The sequence below is a fragment of the Streptomyces sp. NPDC042201 genome (assembly GCF_055582185.1).
The window spans coordinates 82,911-97,943 of sequence record NZ_JBVJDS010000010.1 but is presented as its reverse complement, the minus strand read 5'-3'; the positions used below and the strand labels follow the sequence as shown (position 1 = coordinate 97,943).

17 protein-coding genes and 1 pseudogene are annotated in these 15,033 nt (G+C 68.7%); 12 read left to right on the top strand and 6 right to left on the bottom strand.

The window, feature by feature from the left end; all coding sequences use genetic code 11:
• Positions 1-51 precede the first annotated feature (51 nt).
• Positions 52-1,272, bottom strand: coding sequence for a wax ester/triacylglycerol synthase domain-containing protein (locus ACZ6MZ_RS24065; RefSeq protein ID WP_469354206.1), 1,221 nt, complete (start codon positions 1,270-1,272; stop codon positions 52-54).
• 25 nt (positions 1,273-1,297) lie between these two features.
• Positions 1,298-2,674, bottom strand: a complete 1,377-nt coding sequence (locus tag ACZ6MZ_RS24060; protein WP_469354204.1) for a flavin-containing monooxygenase — start codon at positions 2,672-2,674, stop codon at positions 1,298-1,300.
• A gap of 396 nt (positions 2,675-3,070) precedes the next feature.
• On the opposite strand from ACZ6MZ_RS24060, the gene ACZ6MZ_RS24055 reads away from it, so the two are divergent.
• From ACZ6MZ_RS24055 to ACZ6MZ_RS24040, 4 genes and pseudogenes are all read left to right on the top strand, one after another.
• Positions 3,071-3,685, top strand: a complete 615-nt coding sequence (locus ACZ6MZ_RS24055) for an ABC transporter ATP-binding protein (protein ID WP_384328096.1) — start codon at positions 3,071-3,073, stop codon at positions 3,683-3,685.
• Entirely contained in the window at positions 3,682-4,551 is an 870-nt protein-coding gene (locus ACZ6MZ_RS24050; RefSeq protein WP_469354202.1) for an ABC transporter permease, read from the top strand. Before ACZ6MZ_RS24055 ends, ACZ6MZ_RS24050 begins: the two co-directional genes overlap by 4 nt.
• A gap of 122 nt (positions 4,552-4,673) precedes the next feature.
• On the top strand, positions 4,674-5,195 hold the full coding sequence (locus ACZ6MZ_RS24045; protein ID WP_384182677.1) for a hypothetical protein: 522 nt from the start codon (positions 4,674-4,676) through the stop codon (positions 5,193-5,195).
• Positions 5,196-5,383: 188 nt separating this feature from the next.
• A pseudogene (locus tag ACZ6MZ_RS24040) lies at positions 5,384-5,648 on the top strand (helix-turn-helix transcriptional regulator); the annotation flags it as partial.
• A 59-nt stretch (positions 5,649-5,707) separates the two neighbouring features.
• Here ACZ6MZ_RS24040 and ACZ6MZ_RS24035 read toward each other — a convergent pair.
• On the bottom strand, positions 5,708-6,457 hold the full coding sequence (locus ACZ6MZ_RS24035) for an SDR family oxidoreductase (RefSeq protein ID WP_469354200.1): 750 nt from the start codon (positions 6,455-6,457) through the stop codon (positions 5,708-5,710).
• 322 nt (positions 6,458-6,779) lie between these two features.
• On the opposite strand from ACZ6MZ_RS24035, the gene ACZ6MZ_RS24030 reads away from it, so the two are divergent.
• Complete coding sequence (locus tag ACZ6MZ_RS24030; RefSeq protein ID WP_469354198.1) at positions 6,780-7,247, top strand: nuclear transport factor 2 family protein; 468 nt, start codon at positions 6,780-6,782, stop codon at positions 7,245-7,247.
• Between the two features lie 137 nt (positions 7,248-7,384).
• On the top strand, positions 7,385-8,212 hold the full coding sequence (locus ACZ6MZ_RS24025) for an alpha/beta fold hydrolase (RefSeq protein ID WP_389790201.1): 828 nt from the start codon (positions 7,385-7,387) through the stop codon (positions 8,210-8,212).
• Positions 8,213-8,227: 15 nt separating this feature from the next.
• Here the strand turns inward: ACZ6MZ_RS24025 and ACZ6MZ_RS24020 are convergent, their stop codons facing one another.
• Positions 8,228-9,166 (bottom strand): oxidoreductase, encoded by a 939-nt coding sequence (locus tag ACZ6MZ_RS24020; RefSeq protein WP_469354195.1) that lies wholly within the window; start codon positions 9,164-9,166, stop codon positions 8,228-8,230.
• Between the two features lie 80 nt (positions 9,167-9,246).
• Between ACZ6MZ_RS24020 and ACZ6MZ_RS24015 the strand changes: the two genes are divergently transcribed.
• Both ACZ6MZ_RS24015 and ACZ6MZ_RS24010 read left to right on the top strand, forming a co-directional pair.
• Positions 9,247-9,888, top strand: coding sequence for a TetR family transcriptional regulator (locus ACZ6MZ_RS24015; RefSeq protein ID WP_469354194.1), 642 nt, complete (start codon positions 9,247-9,249; stop codon positions 9,886-9,888).
• Between the two features lie 70 nt (positions 9,889-9,958).
• Positions 9,959-10,948 carry a CehA/McbA family metallohydrolase gene (locus ACZ6MZ_RS24010; RefSeq protein WP_469354192.1) on the top strand — a complete coding sequence of 330 codons (990 nt, stop codon included), beginning with the start codon at positions 9,959-9,961 and terminating at the stop codon, positions 10,946-10,948.
• Between the two features lie 303 nt (positions 10,949-11,251).
• Here ACZ6MZ_RS24010 and sigJ read toward each other — a convergent pair whose 3' ends face one another.
• Positions 11,252-12,151: an RNA polymerase sigma factor SigJ gene (gene sigJ / locus ACZ6MZ_RS24005; RefSeq protein ID WP_389790181.1), complete on the bottom strand. Its 900-nt coding sequence runs from the start codon at positions 12,149-12,151 to the stop codon at positions 11,252-11,254.
• A gap of 101 nt (positions 12,152-12,252) precedes the next feature.
• On the opposite strand from sigJ, the gene ACZ6MZ_RS24000 reads away from it, so the two are divergent.
• From ACZ6MZ_RS24000 to ACZ6MZ_RS23985, 4 genes are all read left to right on the top strand, one after another.
• The gene (locus ACZ6MZ_RS24000; protein ID WP_389790180.1) at positions 12,253-12,615 is read left to right on the top strand and encodes a hypothetical protein; all 363 of its coding nucleotides are present in this window, start codon (positions 12,253-12,255) and stop codon (positions 12,613-12,615) included.
• 177 nt (positions 12,616-12,792) lie between these two features.
• Positions 12,793-13,299, top strand: coding sequence for a CS1 type fimbrial major subunit (locus tag ACZ6MZ_RS23995; protein WP_469354190.1), 507 nt, complete (start codon positions 12,793-12,795; stop codon positions 13,297-13,299).
• 87 nt (positions 13,300-13,386) lie between these two features.
• On the top strand, positions 13,387-13,548 hold the full coding sequence (locus ACZ6MZ_RS23990; protein WP_389790177.1) for a hypothetical protein: 162 nt from the start codon (positions 13,387-13,389) through the stop codon (positions 13,546-13,548).
• A 156-nt stretch (positions 13,549-13,704) separates the two neighbouring features.
• Positions 13,705-14,202 carry a VOC family protein gene (locus ACZ6MZ_RS23985; protein WP_389790175.1) on the top strand — a complete coding sequence of 166 codons (498 nt, stop codon included), beginning with the start codon at positions 13,705-13,707 and terminating at the stop codon, positions 14,200-14,202.
• Between the two features lie 20 nt (positions 14,203-14,222).
• On the opposite strand, the gene ACZ6MZ_RS23980 is transcribed toward ACZ6MZ_RS23985, so the two are convergent.
• Complete coding sequence (locus tag ACZ6MZ_RS23980; protein WP_386875479.1) at positions 14,223-14,894, bottom strand: HAD family hydrolase; 672 nt, start codon at positions 14,892-14,894, stop codon at positions 14,223-14,225.
• Positions 14,895-15,033 lie beyond the last annotated feature (139 nt).

The window sequence follows — 15,033 nt, the reverse complement described above, 5'->3', positions numbered from 1 at the left end:
GCCGGGGGCGCACCGATCGCTCGGGTGCGGCCCCGGGCCGAGCCGTGTGTGTCAGACCACCGCTTCGAGTTCTGCCAGGGCCGTCAGCCACAGCCCCGGGAGGTCCGCGCCGCGGGCGAAGGCCGTGTCGTGGACGACGGAGAGCGTGCACTCGTCCCGGTACCTGAGCAGCGTCAGATGGCAGAGCTGACCGGGCAGGGGAGCGCCCAGCCCGAGCGCGCCGTCCAACCGTGCCTCACCGAGGACCGGCTGTGGCACGGCCGCGGGGAAGTAGGTGCCGGTGAGGGAGGCGTGGCGCGGACGCATGAGCAGCCGCAGCGTGCCGAGGCTCACCGGACGCGGCGCGCGCCGCATGAGAGCGCGGGAGGTGTGCATCCTCCGCTCGACGCGCCCGGGCTCCAATTGACGTGAGAGAGAGGCGAGACGGCGCAGAGGAAGGGGCTCCTCACAGGGCAGCCGCAGACGCACCATGGTGAGGAAGTTGCCCACCGCGCCCCGTTCGCCACCGGTCCGGACCGACAGGGGCCAGAGGAGTGTGAGAGGAGCCGGACGCTCTTCCTCGGCCAGGGCGACAGCCCGCATCGCCCCGGTCAGCGCGGTCAGGAAGACCCCGCTGACGTCAGTGCCGAGGGCCCGGGAGACAGCGAGCAGCCGCCGGGTCTGCACCGTCCCGATGGCCGTGGCGAGCTTCCCCGTCGGCGGCCGCCGCAGCTCCGACCAGGTGCCGCTGCCCCGCAGGCTCCGGGCGACGTCGCTCATGATGCCCAGCACAGCACGGGAGGAGACCCGCCCCCCGCTGTCGGCGGGCGGAGACGTGTCCTGGACACCGGGCGACCTTTGCGGTGTGACGCGCGAGGTGAACAGCGTCCGCAATACGTAGTGGTGCCCCGCGCCGTCTTCCAGAGCGTGGTGGATGCGGAACACCAGCACGTACTCGGGCAGGCCGGTGGTACTGGTGTACCCGTGAATCAGCCAGAGGTCCCAGGGCGGGCGGGGTGCGGCCGGCAGCGGCCGCATCAGCACTTCCTGGAGACAGTTCTGCCACTGCTCCCGGGGATCCGTCACGATCAGATCGTGTACATGCTGACGCAGGTCGAGGTCCGGGGCGGGGACGAAGCAGGGACGAGGCCCCAGCCCCTCCTCGACACGGTGGGTCAGCGTCGGAAGGTCCGCGAGCCTGGCCCGTACGTGCCGACGCAGGGCGTCCGGTGAGGGTGGCTCCCCACGGAAGCGCACCGCCCACCCCACCGCCAACTGGTGCGTGCCGGACATCCGGTGGAACAACTGGCTGAGCGGATCACAAGGCGTCGGCCGCCGGGGCGGGGCCGGCCACGGTGGGCAGGGCCGGGACGGCGCTGCGCGCGCGACGCCTGCCTGCTCGGCGTTCCCGGCGGAGGGCTCTTCGGTAGGAGCGGAAGTCAATTTCGATCCCGTGGCGGTAGGTGGACACGTACGTCTTGCGATGGCGGCGCCACTCGCGCGCGATCACCCGCGTCATGTCTGTCGGCGACGGCAGGGCGACCGCGCCCTCGATCAGCTCGGCGATCCATTCCGCCTGCGGTTCGAGCAGCGGGAACGCCGCACCGGAGGGCTGCGCGAGCCCCATGAAGTAGAGCCCGGGGACGCGGGGCGGGACCGTGCGCAGATAGAGCTCCGTGCGGCCGTCCGAGGCGGCGAACACGGAGGGTTCCAGGAAGGGGAAGGAGATCCTGTAGCCCGTGGCGTACACCACGGCGTCCACCGATTCACGGCTGCCGTCCCTGAAGACCGCTGTGTCCCGGCCGAAGGAACTGACGCCGGGCTTCGGTGTGACCGCGCCCCGGGCCAGCTGGGCGAGGAGTTCGTCGGAGGTGGAGGGGTGGCCGGCGAGCGGTCCGCGGACCGGTTCGGGGAGCCCGTAACGAGCCGGCGCACCGCGGGTGAGCCGCAGGAGGAGCCGCAATGCCGGATCCTTGACGAACCGCGGCAGATCGGACAGCGGGCTCCACACCAGATGGTCCGCCGGACGGCCGAGCAGCATCTTGGGGAACAGATGGGCCGCGTCGCGCGCGGCGAGGAACGTCCGCGCCGACGTACGCGAGATCTCCGCCGCGATTTCGCACGCGGAGTTGCCCATGCCGATCACCAGCACCCGCCGACCGGCGTACCGGTCAGGGGTGCGGTAGTCGTGCGAGTGGATCGCGGTCCCCCCGAATTCCTCGGCGCCAGGCACGGCGGGGGCCGGGAGGCGCGGATCCCAGTGATGCCCGTTGGCCACCACCACCTCGGTGTAGCGCCGCGTCTCCTCGGCCACGCCGCCACGGCGCCGGCAGACCACCTCCCAGCCGCCGTCGTCCAGGGGCCGAACCGAGGTGACCCTCGTGCCGAACACGATGTGGCGGTGCAGGCCGAACGACGCGGCGTAGTCCTCCAGATAGGCCAGGACCATGCTGTGGTGCGGAAAGACCGGGTAGGTCTCCGGCATGGCCAGGGAGGAGAAGGACATGCTCTCCTTCGAGATGTTCGCGTGCAGGGACGCGTACACCCCCGACATGCCGTTGTCATTGCCGTACCGCCAGAGTCCGCCGATGCCCGACCCGGCCTCGAAGCAGTCGAACGGAACGTTCCGCGAGGCAAGGACCTTGCTCGCGGCCAGGCCGGACGGGCCGGCGCCGATGACGCATGTTCTCCGCATGACTGACCGTTCTTCCTCGTGCGTGCGTGACATCTCCGGCATCCACATGGACGGGACCGGCGGAGGGGCGCTGCGACGGCGTCAGGACGGGCAGACCTAGCCGCCCGCGCCCGGTACCTGACCCGTGGACCGGGGCGAAACCCGGGCGGACCTGCCGCCCCCAGTCCTGGCCACGCTAGCCGCCCCGGTCGCCCCGAAACCTGTTTCCGCCGGCAAAGCCGCCGCACGTGTGACGCGGTGTGCGCCGGATTGACGGCGTGGAACGGAACCGCTCCTGGTGCCGTTTCCGTTGCGCTGCCTGCTCGTTGGGCACGGGCGGACCGGTTCCGCCGCCCATCGGAAGACGCGTACCGCTTCCGTGGCCATCCGGAAGACCTGGCACGACGGAGCAGCGCGATGGACGTCACAGATGTGCACCACTCCTACCGGCAGCACGCCGTTCTACGGGGCGTCGACCTCCGGCTGCGGCCCGGGGTCCTCGCCGGGATCGTCGGGGAGAACGGCGCCGGCAAGACGACGCTGCTGAGGATCCTCGCCGGTGAACTCCGGCCGGACCGGGGCTCGGTGCACCACAGCGGCAGGTTCGGCTACTGCCCGCAGTCCGTGGTCCTGGACGACTCCTTCACCGTCCGCCAGCACCTTGACTTCTTCCGGCACGCCTTCGGGCTGGCGGACCTGCGGCGAGCCGAGGAAGTGATGGAGACCCTGGCCTTCACCGAGTACCTCGACCAGCGCGCGGGTCTGCTCAGCGGCGGCTCACGGCAGAAGCTGAACCTGACCCTCGCGCTCATGCACGACCCGGACGTGCTGCTGCTTGACGAGCCCTACCAGGGCTTCGACTGGGAGACGTACCTGCGCTTCTGGGAGCTGGCGACACGGCTGCGCGACGCCGGACACTCGGTGCTGGTCGTCTCGCACCTGGCGTACGACATCGAGCGGCTGGACCAGCTGTGGCGCCTGGAGGACGGGCGCCTCCACCGCCAGGACCGGTGCGCGGAGGCGGCGGCATGAGGCGGCACTTGTCCCTGTTCACCACGGCCTCCCGGTACGCGCTGATCGGTCACGCGCGCAACCGGTTCGCGATGCTGCTGGTGGTGCTGTACATCCCCGTGTGGATCGCCCTGGCCTACGTGACCATTCCCGACCGGCCGGCGCCGTTCCGGCTGCGGGCCACGGGCGAGGTCCTGACCCCGCCCGGCAATCACCTCACCCAGATCACCGGCGCGCTGAACGCGGTCACCCTGATCGCCGGGTTCATGATGTTCGCCGCCACTTTCACGGGCGGTGCCTTCGACCGGCGTCTGGCCATGGCGGGGTACCCGCGGCGCCACCTGGTCCTCGCCAAGCTCTCCGCGTTATCCGTGGTCTGCGCCGCCGTCGCGGCATACGCCACGGCCGCCGCCGGCTTCGCCTGGTCCCCCCGACAGCCCCTCATGCTGGCCGCCGCGCTGTTCTGCGCCGCCCTGACCTACGGCGCGCTCGGAGTGGTCTTCGGCTCGGTGCTCCGCCGTGAGGTGGAGGGCATGTTCGCCATCCTGATGATCAGCATTATCGACGTCGCCCTGCAGAACCCCCTGTCGAGCTCCGGGTCGGACAGCGCCGTCGTGCGCTTCCTGCCGTCGTACGGAGCCGTGCAGGCCAGCATGTCCGCGGCCTTCTCCACCGCGCCGGTGGCCCCGGGCCTCGCGATCCAGTTGCTCTGGCTCCTGGGGGCGGCGCTGGCCGGGTTCATGGTCTTCCGCCGGCGTACCCGCGACGCACTCCCACCGGAACGGAAGCGACGTACCCCGGACCACTCCGGGCCCGGTGCCAACGCGGGCGCGCCCGCGCGCACGCCGGAGCCCGGCGCAGTCGCACAGCGCGTACGACCCACCTGACCGGCGGGCCACCGGCCGTCCGGCCTGACGGCCGCCGTGACCTGTGGGAGCCGGAGATCGTTCTGCAACCGGGCGTTGATTCGTCGCCCGACCACCACATTCACGCAAGGAGCGCCATCCCCATGACCCTTTCGCGTACCGTCCGGAGCGCGGTCCTCACCGCGGCTCTTCTGTCCGCCTCCGCCCTGGCCTTCCCCGCCTCCGCGCAGGCGGCTCCGCTGCCGCCCGCGTGTCAGGAAGCGCTGCTCACCCCCCTCGACAAGTTCCCCGTCGCGGACTTCACGGTCCCCGACAAGGTCCAGAGCGCCATGCTGAACGAGGTCGCGAACCTCAGCGAGGCCGACCAGCAGGCCTTCACCGAGAAGGCGTGCGCGGCCTGGAACAACTGGGCCACCAAGAACGGCCAAGCGGTGGCCACGGACCTGGACACCCGCTACCGGAACGCGGCCGGACCCGCGTGCAACAAGTTCACCACCGCCGCCATCGGGACGATCAAGAAGTACGCCCCGAACATCCCAGCCGGGACAAGGGAGTTGGAGAAGGTGGCCAAGAAGGTCTGGCAGAACGCCATGCAGAAGCTCGCCGTGGAGGCCACCAACGCCGACTGCCGTAAGGCCTACAACGGCGTAAAGGCCGGCTGGTAGCGAGACCCGTCGGATGACGCCCGCGTCCGCCGTCTGACGTTTCATCTGTCGCCTGGCGCTTCCGTCCGTCGTCCGACCCGACGGTACGGAAGCTCCAGACGAGACCGCGCCTGTGTAGCGGGCTATCGAACCCGCACGTCTCAGCGGGTGTCTCGTTCTCGGACCCACCGGCGGGAGCCGGGGTCAAGAGCGTCTCCGCCTTCTACCGCAACTTCCAGGCGGTGACCGCGATGAGCCCCATCCAGTTCCAGAAGCAGATCCGGCTGCAGGAGGCCCGGCTGCTGCTCGCCACCCACCCGGGCGACGTCACCGGAGTCGGCCACCGCGTCGGCTATGACAACCCGTCACAGTTCAGCCGGGAATACCGCCGCCAGTTCGGCGCACCCCCCAGCCAGGACGGCCACCCGCCTGCGTCACACCGTGGGCGCCCCCGCGGGCGTCGTCCTTCCCTGACGTGACGGGACATCAGCCGGGCGTGCCCCGATATGCACTGGGTGGTACTTGCACGTTGGTCACTTCGCCTGAGCGAGATGGACCGCATCGGAACCGGCCGGGAATCGGAGCTGGCCGGTCGTGTCGTGCACGGCTCGCCACACCGTCTCGGCGACGTCGCTCTCCTTGGTGAACAGGTCCTGACCCGTGAAGTCGCCCATGGCCTTCTCCGCCCACGGTACGTAGGGCGCCGGGACCAGCTCGTCCAGCGAGGCGCCGTTCGTCGCGTTGGCTGCGAAGTTCGTCGTCAGGCAGGCGCCCGGCTCGACCGTCTTCGCCCGCACTCCGAAGGGCGCGAGTTCGAGCGCGAGGGATGCGGTGAACCCCTCGATAGCCATCTTGCTCGCTTTGTAGACGGCCGAGAGCGGCATGTGGCCCAGCACCACGCTGGAGGTCACGTTGACCACCACGCCGGAGCCGCGCTCGCGGAAGTGGGGCAGCACCGCCTGCGTCGTCGCCATCACACCGAACGTGTTGGTTTCGAAGACTTCCCGCACTCGGGTCATGGGGGTGCCCTCGAACACACTGATCGACGGGACACCCGCGTTGTTGACCAGGACGTCGATGGGCCCCGCTGCCTCGAGCGCGGCGGTGATGGACTCGGGCTTGGTCACGTCTAGCTCGACAACGCGGAGCCGCTCCGACTCTGGCAGGACGTCAACACGCGGCGTGCGCATCGTGGCGATGACGTTCCACCCCTGCGAGTGGAAGTAGAGGGCGGTCTCCCGTCCGTATCCGGATGAGGTACCGGTGATCAGAATTGTCTTCATGGTGTGATCCTTGCGATGTGGTGGGAACCGCGGGTGGGACGGCATTTTCCCGCTCCGCGGAAGAACTCGTGATCCCATTGAATCGCTCTGACCTGCGGTGATAGTAGAACTATCCTCGCTTCCTCTTGCACAATCCTCCCCCGTGGTCCAGCTCGGCTCGGTATCCCAGGAGGAACACCATCCCGTTCGATCGATCGGAGTCGGCTGCAGAGCGGTCTCCGAGGCTCGGCTATACCGTTGGAGGCACACCGCGGCACGCACCCCGGCGTTGCCGTGCGTAGCCGCCGCGGCGTGACGCTGCGGCCAGTCTCCGGGAGTAACCGTGACAGCACACCCTCCCCTCCCGCCCTTCACACGGGAATCCGCGATCGAAAAGGTCCGATTGGCCGAGGACGGCTGGAACAGCCGAGACCCGCAGAAGGTATCCCGCGTGTACACCAAGGACTCCCGCTGGCGAAACCGTAGCGAGTGGGTCACTGGGCGCGACGAGATAGTCGATTTCCTCACGCGTAAGTGGTCCAGGGAATTGGACTACCGGCTCATCAAGGAACTCTGGGCCTTCGGCGGCAACCGCATCGCGGTGCGGTTCGCCTATGAATCACACGACACCGAAGGAAACTGGTACCGCTCCTTCGGCAACGAGAACTGGGAGTTCGAAGAGGACGGCCTGCTGGCCGTGCGGCACGCCTCCATCAATGACGTACCCATCAAGGAATCCGAACGCAAGTACCACTGGCCGCTCGGGCGCCGGCCCGACGACCATCCCGGACTCAGCCAACTCGGCTTCTGAATCTCGGGCTCCACAGCTCCACAGCTCCGCGGACCGACCGGTTGCCGACCCGTCGGACGGCGGTCAGCATGGAAAGGAGCCATGCGCATGGCGTCTCTGGACCAGTACGAAAGGACCAGTACGAAAGGAACCGCACCATGCCCTTCGTCACCGCCAAAGACGGAACGGAAATCTTCTACAAGGACTGGGGATCCGGGCAGCCCGTGGTGTTCTCCCACGGATGGCCACTGACCGCCGACGCGTGGGATCCTCAACTGAAACTCATGGCGGACAACGGTTTCCGCGCCATCGCCCACGACCGGCGTGGCGGCGGACGCTCCGGCCAGACCTGGCAGGGGAACGACCTCGACACGTACTCCGACGACCTGGCGTCACTCGTCGAAACCCTCAACCTGCGCGACGCGATCCTCGTCGGCCACTCGACCGGCGGCGGTGAGGTCACCCGCTACATCGGTACGCACGGCTCCAGCCGGGTCGCCAAAGCCGTACTGCTCAGCGCGATCCCGCCACTGATGCTCAAGACGGACGCGAACCCGGAAGGGCTTCCGATCGAGGTATTCGACGAGATCCGAGCAGGCGTCGCGAAGGACCGATCGCAGTTCTACAAGGACCTCAGCGCCGCCTTCTACGGCGCGAACCGCGATGGATCGACCGTCTCTCAAGGCACCCGCGACGAGTTCTGGCTCTTGGCGATGTCGGTGGGTATCAAGGGCGCCTACGACTGCGTAGCGGCCTTCTCCGAGACAGACCTCACCGAAGACTTGAAGAAGTTCGACGTCCCCACTCTGATCGCACAGGGCGACGACGACCAGATCGTTCCCATCGTGGCCTCCGGAAACAAATCATCCCAGCTCGTGAAGGACGTCGTCTTCAAGGTCTACCCGGGCGCCCCCCACGGCCTCTCGATGGTCCCCGCCTTCGCCGAGCAGTTCAACAAAGACCTGCTCGACTTCGCACGCAGTTGACGTCCCACAAAATGATCAGCTGGACGGGGGTCGGAACGCGAACCGCACGTCGGTCAATTGTTCCGACAACTCCCACAGACGGCGGCCGGTCCCGGCGTCGGCCGCAGCGGGGGACAGCTGTACCCGCGTCGGTCCGCCGCGCAGCTCACCCAGGCCATCCGGCCCGATGAACTGACCGCCCGCCACATCCGGGTCGGTCGCCGCGTACAACTGTGGCAGCGCACCCTGGTCGGGGGACTGGGCGAATGGGGTGAGGATGCGGCCGAACAGCAGCTTCACCATGCCGACCGGCGCGCTCGTCTGCAGATTGGTGGCGGCGTAGCCGGGGTGGGCGAGCAAGCTGCGCACCGGGCTGCCGACCTCGGTCAGCCGCCGGTGGAGTTCCTGTCCGAAGACGGCGTTGGCGAACTTCGACTGGTTGTAGAAGGCCATGGGGGAGTACGTGCGCTCGCCGGCGAGGTCGTCGAAGAAGAGGCGCCCCTGCCGGTGATTGGTCGAACTCACCGTGACCACCCGGGGGTCGTTCCCGTCCGCCAGCAGGTCGAGCAGCAATCCGGTGAGCGCGAAGTGGCCGAGATGGTTGCTGGCGAACTGCAACTCATGGCCCTGCGCGCTCAGCGATCGAGGCGGCGCCATCACGCCGGCGTTGTTGACGAGCACGTCCAGCCGTGGATGGTCCGCACGCAACTGATGGGCGAAGGCGCGAACCGAGTCGATGTCGGCCAGGTCGACGTGGCGCACCTCAAGGCAGGCGCCCGGCTGCTCGGCGGCGATCTTCGCGACCGCCCGGCGGCCCTTTTCCTCGTCGCGTACCGCAAGGATCACGTGCCCGCCCCGGCGGGCGAGCGCCCGGGTGGTCGCCAGGCCGAGGCCGCTGTTGGCTCCGGTGACGACGAACACCCGCTTGGTCTGGTCCGGGATCTGCTCGGCGGTCCAGCGCTGCTGCTGTGTCATGTGGCACAGATTGCCTTTCATGGCACTTAGTGTCAAGACGCTCCTGGGTGTCATGTGAGGCACGGAGGTACCATGGCCCGATGAGTACCCGCCCCGAAGTCAGCCTGGCCCAGCGCAAACGTCAGCTCGTCTCGGACGAACTGACCGAGGCGGCATTGCAACTGCTGGCTCTGAAGGGGTTCGACGTGGTCACCATCGACGAGATCGTGACCACCGCCGGCGTGTCCAAGCGGACGTTCTTCCGGTACTTCGCGTCCAAGGAGGACGTGGTCGTTCAGTTCCTGACCGACATGGGCACCGGCATTCACGCGGAGTTGGCAGCCCGCCCCAGCAAGGAGCGCCCCTCCGTGGCGCTGAAGCACGCCGTCTGGGTTCCCATCGCGGCCTGCGCCGACCACTCCGACAGGGCACTGCGAGTTGTTCAGCTGATTCTGCGTACCCCCGCCCTGCACGCACGCTTTCTGGAGCGCCAGGCGCAGTGGCGCGACGACCTGACGGCGGAGCTGGCGCGCCGCCTGGGACTCGACCCCGCCACCGGTCTGTACCCGCAGCTGGCCGCCGGCATGGCGCTGACCGCCTTCAACACCGTGCTGCAACGATGGAGCGACAGCGACAGCGCCGAGGACCCCGCCGAACTGACCGACCGGGCCTTCGCTGTCATCGCCCCGGCGTTGGACGCCGTCCAAACGGCGGGCCCCCCTCGTACACGCGCATCGCGGTAGCCGACGAGACGGGAACTCGTGCCGGGGCTAACGGTGTTCGGTTGTCAGGGCGGAAAGACCGAGGAGAACGATGCCACCAGCGAATGTTCAATCTGCGCGCGCGGAGGGCCGAGGCCGTGGCTGGTACCGCGGGGACTGTCACGTGCATTCCGTTTTGTCGGATGGCGAACTCACCCCGGATCAGTTGGCAACGGCCGCAAGCGCAGGCGGGCTCGACTTCATCGCGACCACGGAACACAACTCCGCCGACGCGCACGGAGCATGGGGCTCTCGCTGCGCTCGCGACCTGTTGGTGGTGCTCGGCGAGGAAGTGACCACGAAGACCGGGCACTGGCTCGCACTCGGTATCGGACCAGGTCAGGTGGTCGGCTGGGATTACGGTGTCCGGGAAGGGCTGATCGACACGTACGTAGCGCAGGTCCATGACGTCGGTGGAATATGCGTGGCCGCTCACCCACACGCGCCCTACCCGTCGGGCGTCTTCATGTATCCGTACCAGGGCTTTGACGTTGTCGAGGTCTGGAACGGGCTGTGGGCGTCGGACCTGCCGTGGAACGCCGATAACGAGGCGGCTCTGGCGGAATGGGGCCGCAATCTCGGGGCGGACATCCACCAGGGACGATGGCGACCGGCGATGGGCAACAGCGATACCCATCTGCGGGGCCAGATCGGTATCCCGCATACCGTCGTCCTTGCCGAGGAGTTGAGTACGGAGGCGATCCTCGCCGGGATCCGCGCGGGCCGGAGTTGGATCGCCGGTTCGACCGCAACCGAGCTGTCCTTCACGGCCACCGCTGCCGACCGCGGCGCGGGGGTGGGCGAGCGACTGGAGACCCTTGGGGAGCAGGTTGCCGTTCGAGCACACGTCCGCGGTGTCTCCTCTGCGACTGTCAGCTTCCACACCGACCGTGGCAAGGTCCATCGCCAGACACTGCCCAGCCACGGCTCGGGCACCGCCGAGTGGCACACCACTGCGGAGGAGTCGACGTTCGTCCGGATCGAGGTACGCCACCCGAACGGCCACATGGCGGCACTCACGAACCCGATCACCTTGAGCTGACTCCGCGACGAGACCACCGGCGGCCCCTTCCTTTACCGCCGCCACCGCGCCCTGCGCGCCCTGGTTCACACCACCTAGCTCGAACCGGCCGACCTCGCCGGCCCGCAAATATCCGCCGGACGCCGCCTAGGGCGTGTTGCGAAAGTAGCGCCGTCCGCCCGCAGGGCGGGGCTCGCGGCGTCCGGCGCGTGTGATCGCAAGGCGGAGGATCGTCCTCGTACTGGACGTACTTGGACGACTCCGACAACGCGGCGAGCATGCGTGCCGGGCGTCGCGAGCCAGGCGGGACTTTCGCAACACGCCCTAGCCGTCCCGTAGCCACGGCCGCAGCTTCTGCGGATTGCGGACCGCCCAGATTCGGGTGACGCGGCCGTCGGCGACATCGAACGAGGCTACGGTCATGACGACGCCGGCGCGCTGGGCCACCAGACCCGGCACGCCGTTGACCGACCGCTCCAGGAGTTCGAGGCCCGGAGCCTTGTCGGCGAGGGCGACCATGTACTGGGCGATGCGTGCACCGCCTTCGATCGGGCGTAGGACGGTACCGACCATGCCGCCGCCGTCGGCGGTCATCACGGCGGCCGGGTCGAGGAGGTCGACGAGGGCCGCTATGTCCTTGGTCTCCCATGCCTCTTTGACCCGCCGCACCGCGTCGGCCTGCCCGGCCGCCGTCACCGGAGCCCGTGTGACGCGCACCCGCCGCCGGGCAGAGGCCGCGAGCTGCTTGCAGGCCGCAGGGGTCCGGCCGAGGATGCCGGCGATCTCGGCGAAGGGGTACCGGAAGACGTCGTGCAGGACGAACGCCACCCGCTCGGCGGGTGTCATCGACTCGAGGACGACGAGGAAGGCCATGGTCACCGATTCGTCCAGGACCATCTGGTCGGCGGGGTCGGTGCCATGGCCGTGGTCCCACTCGGCGCGGTCGGGCAGCGGATCGGGCAACCACGCGCCGACGTAGCGTTCACGCCGGGCCCGCGCCGAGCCGAGCACGTCCAGGCAGATGCGGCCGGTCACCGTCGTCAGCCAGGCGCCGGGGGACACGATCTCCTCCTGCCGACTTCCTGGCAGCGCGTACCAGCGCGCGTAGGCCTCCTGTACGGCGTCCTCGGACTCGGCCAGTGAACCGAGCAACCGGTAGGCGACATTGATCAGTTGGCGCCGCTCACCGGCTATCTCATCGGTGCTCGCCCCAGGCGTCCCCATGCTCCCGACCGCCTCCTCGCCTTACCTTTCGCAGGCCCGCGTCGTCGGGCTGGTGAGACCTTATCGATCTACTGCCCCCGGGCGGAAAAGGGGACCGTGGCATGGCAACCCAGACGACGGAACAGCACCGCTTCTCGTTTCTGCAGATCGTGATCACCGTGCAGACCCTCACCATCTTCCTTCAAGCGGTCTCCGCCGGACTGCTGCTGACCTCGTCCTACGGAGAGACGCTGCACAGCGTCGGAGCCCGCGTGATGTACGGGGCGTCGATGCTGTATGTGCTCGCGGCGGTGCTGGCGTGGAAGCCGGGCGGCGGCTCGCCCCGGCCCGTCTGGTACGCGTCCGGCTTCCTTGTCCTCGCCTCGGTCCAGGTCGTGCTCGGCATCGCGCACATACCGTCGGTCCATGTCCCCCTGGGCGTCCTGATGTTCGGATTGAGCGTGCTGGCGCTGGCGCGGCGCTGAAGTCCGCCACAGGTGCCAGCAGCTCTACGACCAGCGACCGGCCACCCTGCCCGGTGTCCGGCGTCTGACCTCCACCCTGGTCATGAGGCGCGTCATCGACGACCGGCCACTGCCCGAGCAGCCACCGCCGCAGGGCATGTCCGCGTGACTTTGCGCCACGGGCCAAGTTGACCGGGCATGACGAGTACATCCCGCCCGTTCACCGTCGCTGCCCTCGCCGTCGCAACGGCCGCCGCCACAGTCTCCGGCGCCGTCGCCGCGCCCCAATCCGACCCCGCTCCCTCCCCGGTCCACATCTCCGCGACCATCCCCAGCAAGCAGTTCCACGTCCAGCCCAGGGATCCCAACTTCGGCAAGGACGAGGTCCTGTCCTACAACCCCGTCTCGGGTGAACTCTCCCCACTCAGGGGCACATTCGACGTCAAGAACACAGACGGCAGCGTCCACGCCTACATCGAAGGGGGCCCCGCCTCCCTCTCCAACAGGTCGGACACCGTCCCGTTGACCACCACGTTCAATGGCGTGGGGTTGACAGCAACACCTCAAGAAGTCGTGAACGACGGAGAGTCCACACCCGGAACGCAAGCCGACATGGTGATCGCTGCCGCCAAACCGGCCGACACTCAAACCGGGCTCTACACGGCCGGCTTCACCGTCATCTTCGACGCCGTTCCCCGCGGGTAAGCCAGAAGACCAGATCCCACACGACGTCCAGGGGGCCGGCGCGGGGCGGTACGTTCCCGCCGACCCCACCCCGCGTGAGTCCCAGCGGTGGCAGCACCCGCCGGGCACGAAGATCTCACCAAGGTCTTCGGCAAGGACCGCCGCCCCTGGATCACCGCCGAGGCCGTCGGTGATCTGTGGCCGGGGGAGAAGGCAGCACGTAGCGTGGTGTGCAGATGCCCGGCGGACGTCTCCAGCCCGGTGGCGTGATCGAGCTGCCCGAGAGATTCCGGACCCCGCACGAGGGCGACGGGGTGCCCTTCACGGGGACCGGCGGACAGCGGATCACCGCCGCCGGACAGGGCCGAGCGGGCCGCGCCGACGGAAGGACGGGAAGGTACGGCACAGAGTCGTTTGGAGGTCTCGATGGGTACCGATTCAGCGGCAACGCCCAGTTCCGGCGGGTCCTCGCGGGCCGGTGAACCGGCTGATCCGCCGGTGGAGGGCCACGGGCCTCGGCTGGCGTCCGTCGTGATGTTCGTCCAGGATCTCGACAGCTCGGTGGACTTCTATCGTGAACTGCTGAAAATGCGGGTCACCGTACGCTCGACCACCGCCGCACTGCTCGTCGGCACGGATGGCACTCAGCTGTACGTGCGTGCCGTGGGCCCCGGCGCGGATCACCCGCTCGGCGCCATTGGCATCCAGTACGTGATCTGGACGGCGGACAGCCGCGATGATCTCCGTCGGTGCGAGCGCGTGCTCAAGGACCGCTCGGCTCTTGTCCTCGCCTCCGAACAGGCGGCTGACGGCTTGGCGGAGGTCGAAGGCCGCGACCCGAGCGGTCTGCCCATATTGGTGGCCTACCCCGGCCCCGAGGACGCGGCGCGTCACCAGATCATGCCCCGTGTCTACGCCTGGTGACCGCCTCACTGGTGACCGCCTCACAGACCCGGGAAAGGCTCCGCCAGGGAATTGAGCACGTGATCGGCCTTCGCGGCCCGCAGCTCAGACACGGTGTAGTGGCCGCTGGCGACCCCGATCGCCGTCGCGTTCGCCGCATGGGCCGCCTCGGCGTCCCGCGGAGTGTCGCCCACCACGTACACCTCTTCCCGGGCGAGATCCCGTCCGTGCAGCCGGGCGGCCTTGGCGACGGCCATCCTGGTCACCTCTCCCCGGTCCGGCGAGTCCGAGCCGTAGGCGCCGAACAGGAAGTAGCGGCCGAGCTTGCCCGGTTCCATCTTCGTCCTGGCCGCGCCCTCCATGGCGCCGGACGTCAGGCCCAGGATGATCCCGGCGTCCGCGATCCGGCGCAGCGTATCCTCGACGCCGTCCAGAACCCGGTAGCCGTCGGACCGCCAGATGTCGTCCGACAGGTGCAAGAGGTACGCGGCGAACAGCCGGTTCATCTCGTCGGGGCCGGCGTCCCGGCCGAGCACCCCGCGAAACGTCTGCCGGCCGACCTGCGGATCGGTCTCACCGGCCGAGGTGTGTTCACCGATGTCGGCGGCCACACCGTGCAGTTGATCGAACGCCCATGTCCAGCTGCGCGCACCGGCGCCGCCGGTGTGCACCAGGGTTTCGTCGATGTCGAACAGCACCGCGATCGGGCCCATGTCCCTGCCCCTCTGTTCCGTTGCGAGCTCGGCGACGACCTCCTTTTCAGGATGGCGGAACCGGAGGTGCTCGGCGAGCGGTGGCGACGGTGTCCGGGAACTGGAGCGCCCTGCTGATCGCGACAGCGGGGTGGAACGG

Bases quoted from the DNA above. Each gene is read 5' to 3' on its own strand.
- ACZ6MZ_RS24065 (WP_469354206.1), bottom strand. From the start codon at position 1,272: ATGTCCGGCACGCACCAGTTGGCGGTGGGGTGGGCGGTGCGCTTCCGT.
- ACZ6MZ_RS24060 (WP_469354204.1), bottom strand. From the start codon at position 2,674: ATGCGGAGAACATGCGTCATCGGCGCCGGCCCGTCCGGCCTGGCCGCG.
- ACZ6MZ_RS24055 (WP_384328096.1), top strand. From the start codon at position 3,071: ATGGACGTCACAGATGTGCACCACTCCTACCGGCAGCACGCCGTTCTA.
- ACZ6MZ_RS24050 (WP_469354202.1), top strand. From the start codon at position 3,682: ATGAGGCGGCACTTGTCCCTGTTCACCACGGCCTCCCGGTACGCGCTG.
- ACZ6MZ_RS24045 (WP_384182677.1), top strand. From the start codon at position 4,674: ATGACCCTTTCGCGTACCGTCCGGAGCGCGGTCCTCACCGCGGCTCTT.
- ACZ6MZ_RS24035 (WP_469354200.1), bottom strand. From the start codon at position 6,457: ATGAAGACAATTCTGATCACCGGTACCTCATCCGGATACGGACGGGAG.
- ACZ6MZ_RS24025 (WP_389790201.1), top strand. From the start codon at position 7,385: ATGCCCTTCGTCACCGCCAAAGACGGAACGGAAATCTTCTACAAGGAC.
- ACZ6MZ_RS24020 (WP_469354195.1), bottom strand. From the start codon at position 9,166: ATGACACAGCAGCAGCGCTGGACCGCCGAGCAGATCCCGGACCAGACC.
- ACZ6MZ_RS24015 (WP_469354194.1), top strand. From the start codon at position 9,247: ATGAGTACCCGCCCCGAAGTCAGCCTGGCCCAGCGCAAACGTCAGCTC.
- ACZ6MZ_RS24010 (WP_469354192.1), top strand. From the start codon at position 9,959: ATGCCACCAGCGAATGTTCAATCTGCGCGCGCGGAGGGCCGAGGCCGT.
- sigJ (WP_389790181.1), bottom strand. From the start codon at position 12,151: ATGGGGACGCCTGGGGCGAGCACCGATGAGATAGCCGGTGAGCGGCGC.
- ACZ6MZ_RS24000 (WP_389790180.1), top strand. From the start codon at position 12,253: ATGGCAACCCAGACGACGGAACAGCACCGCTTCTCGTTTCTGCAGATC.
- ACZ6MZ_RS23995 (WP_469354190.1), top strand. From the start codon at position 12,793: ATGACGAGTACATCCCGCCCGTTCACCGTCGCTGCCCTCGCCGTCGCA.
- ACZ6MZ_RS23985 (WP_389790175.1), top strand. From the start codon at position 13,705: ATGGGTACCGATTCAGCGGCAACGCCCAGTTCCGGCGGGTCCTCGCGG.
- ACZ6MZ_RS23980 (WP_386875479.1), bottom strand. From the start codon at position 14,894: ATGGGCCCGATCGCGGTGCTGTTCGACATCGACGAAACCCTGGTGCAC.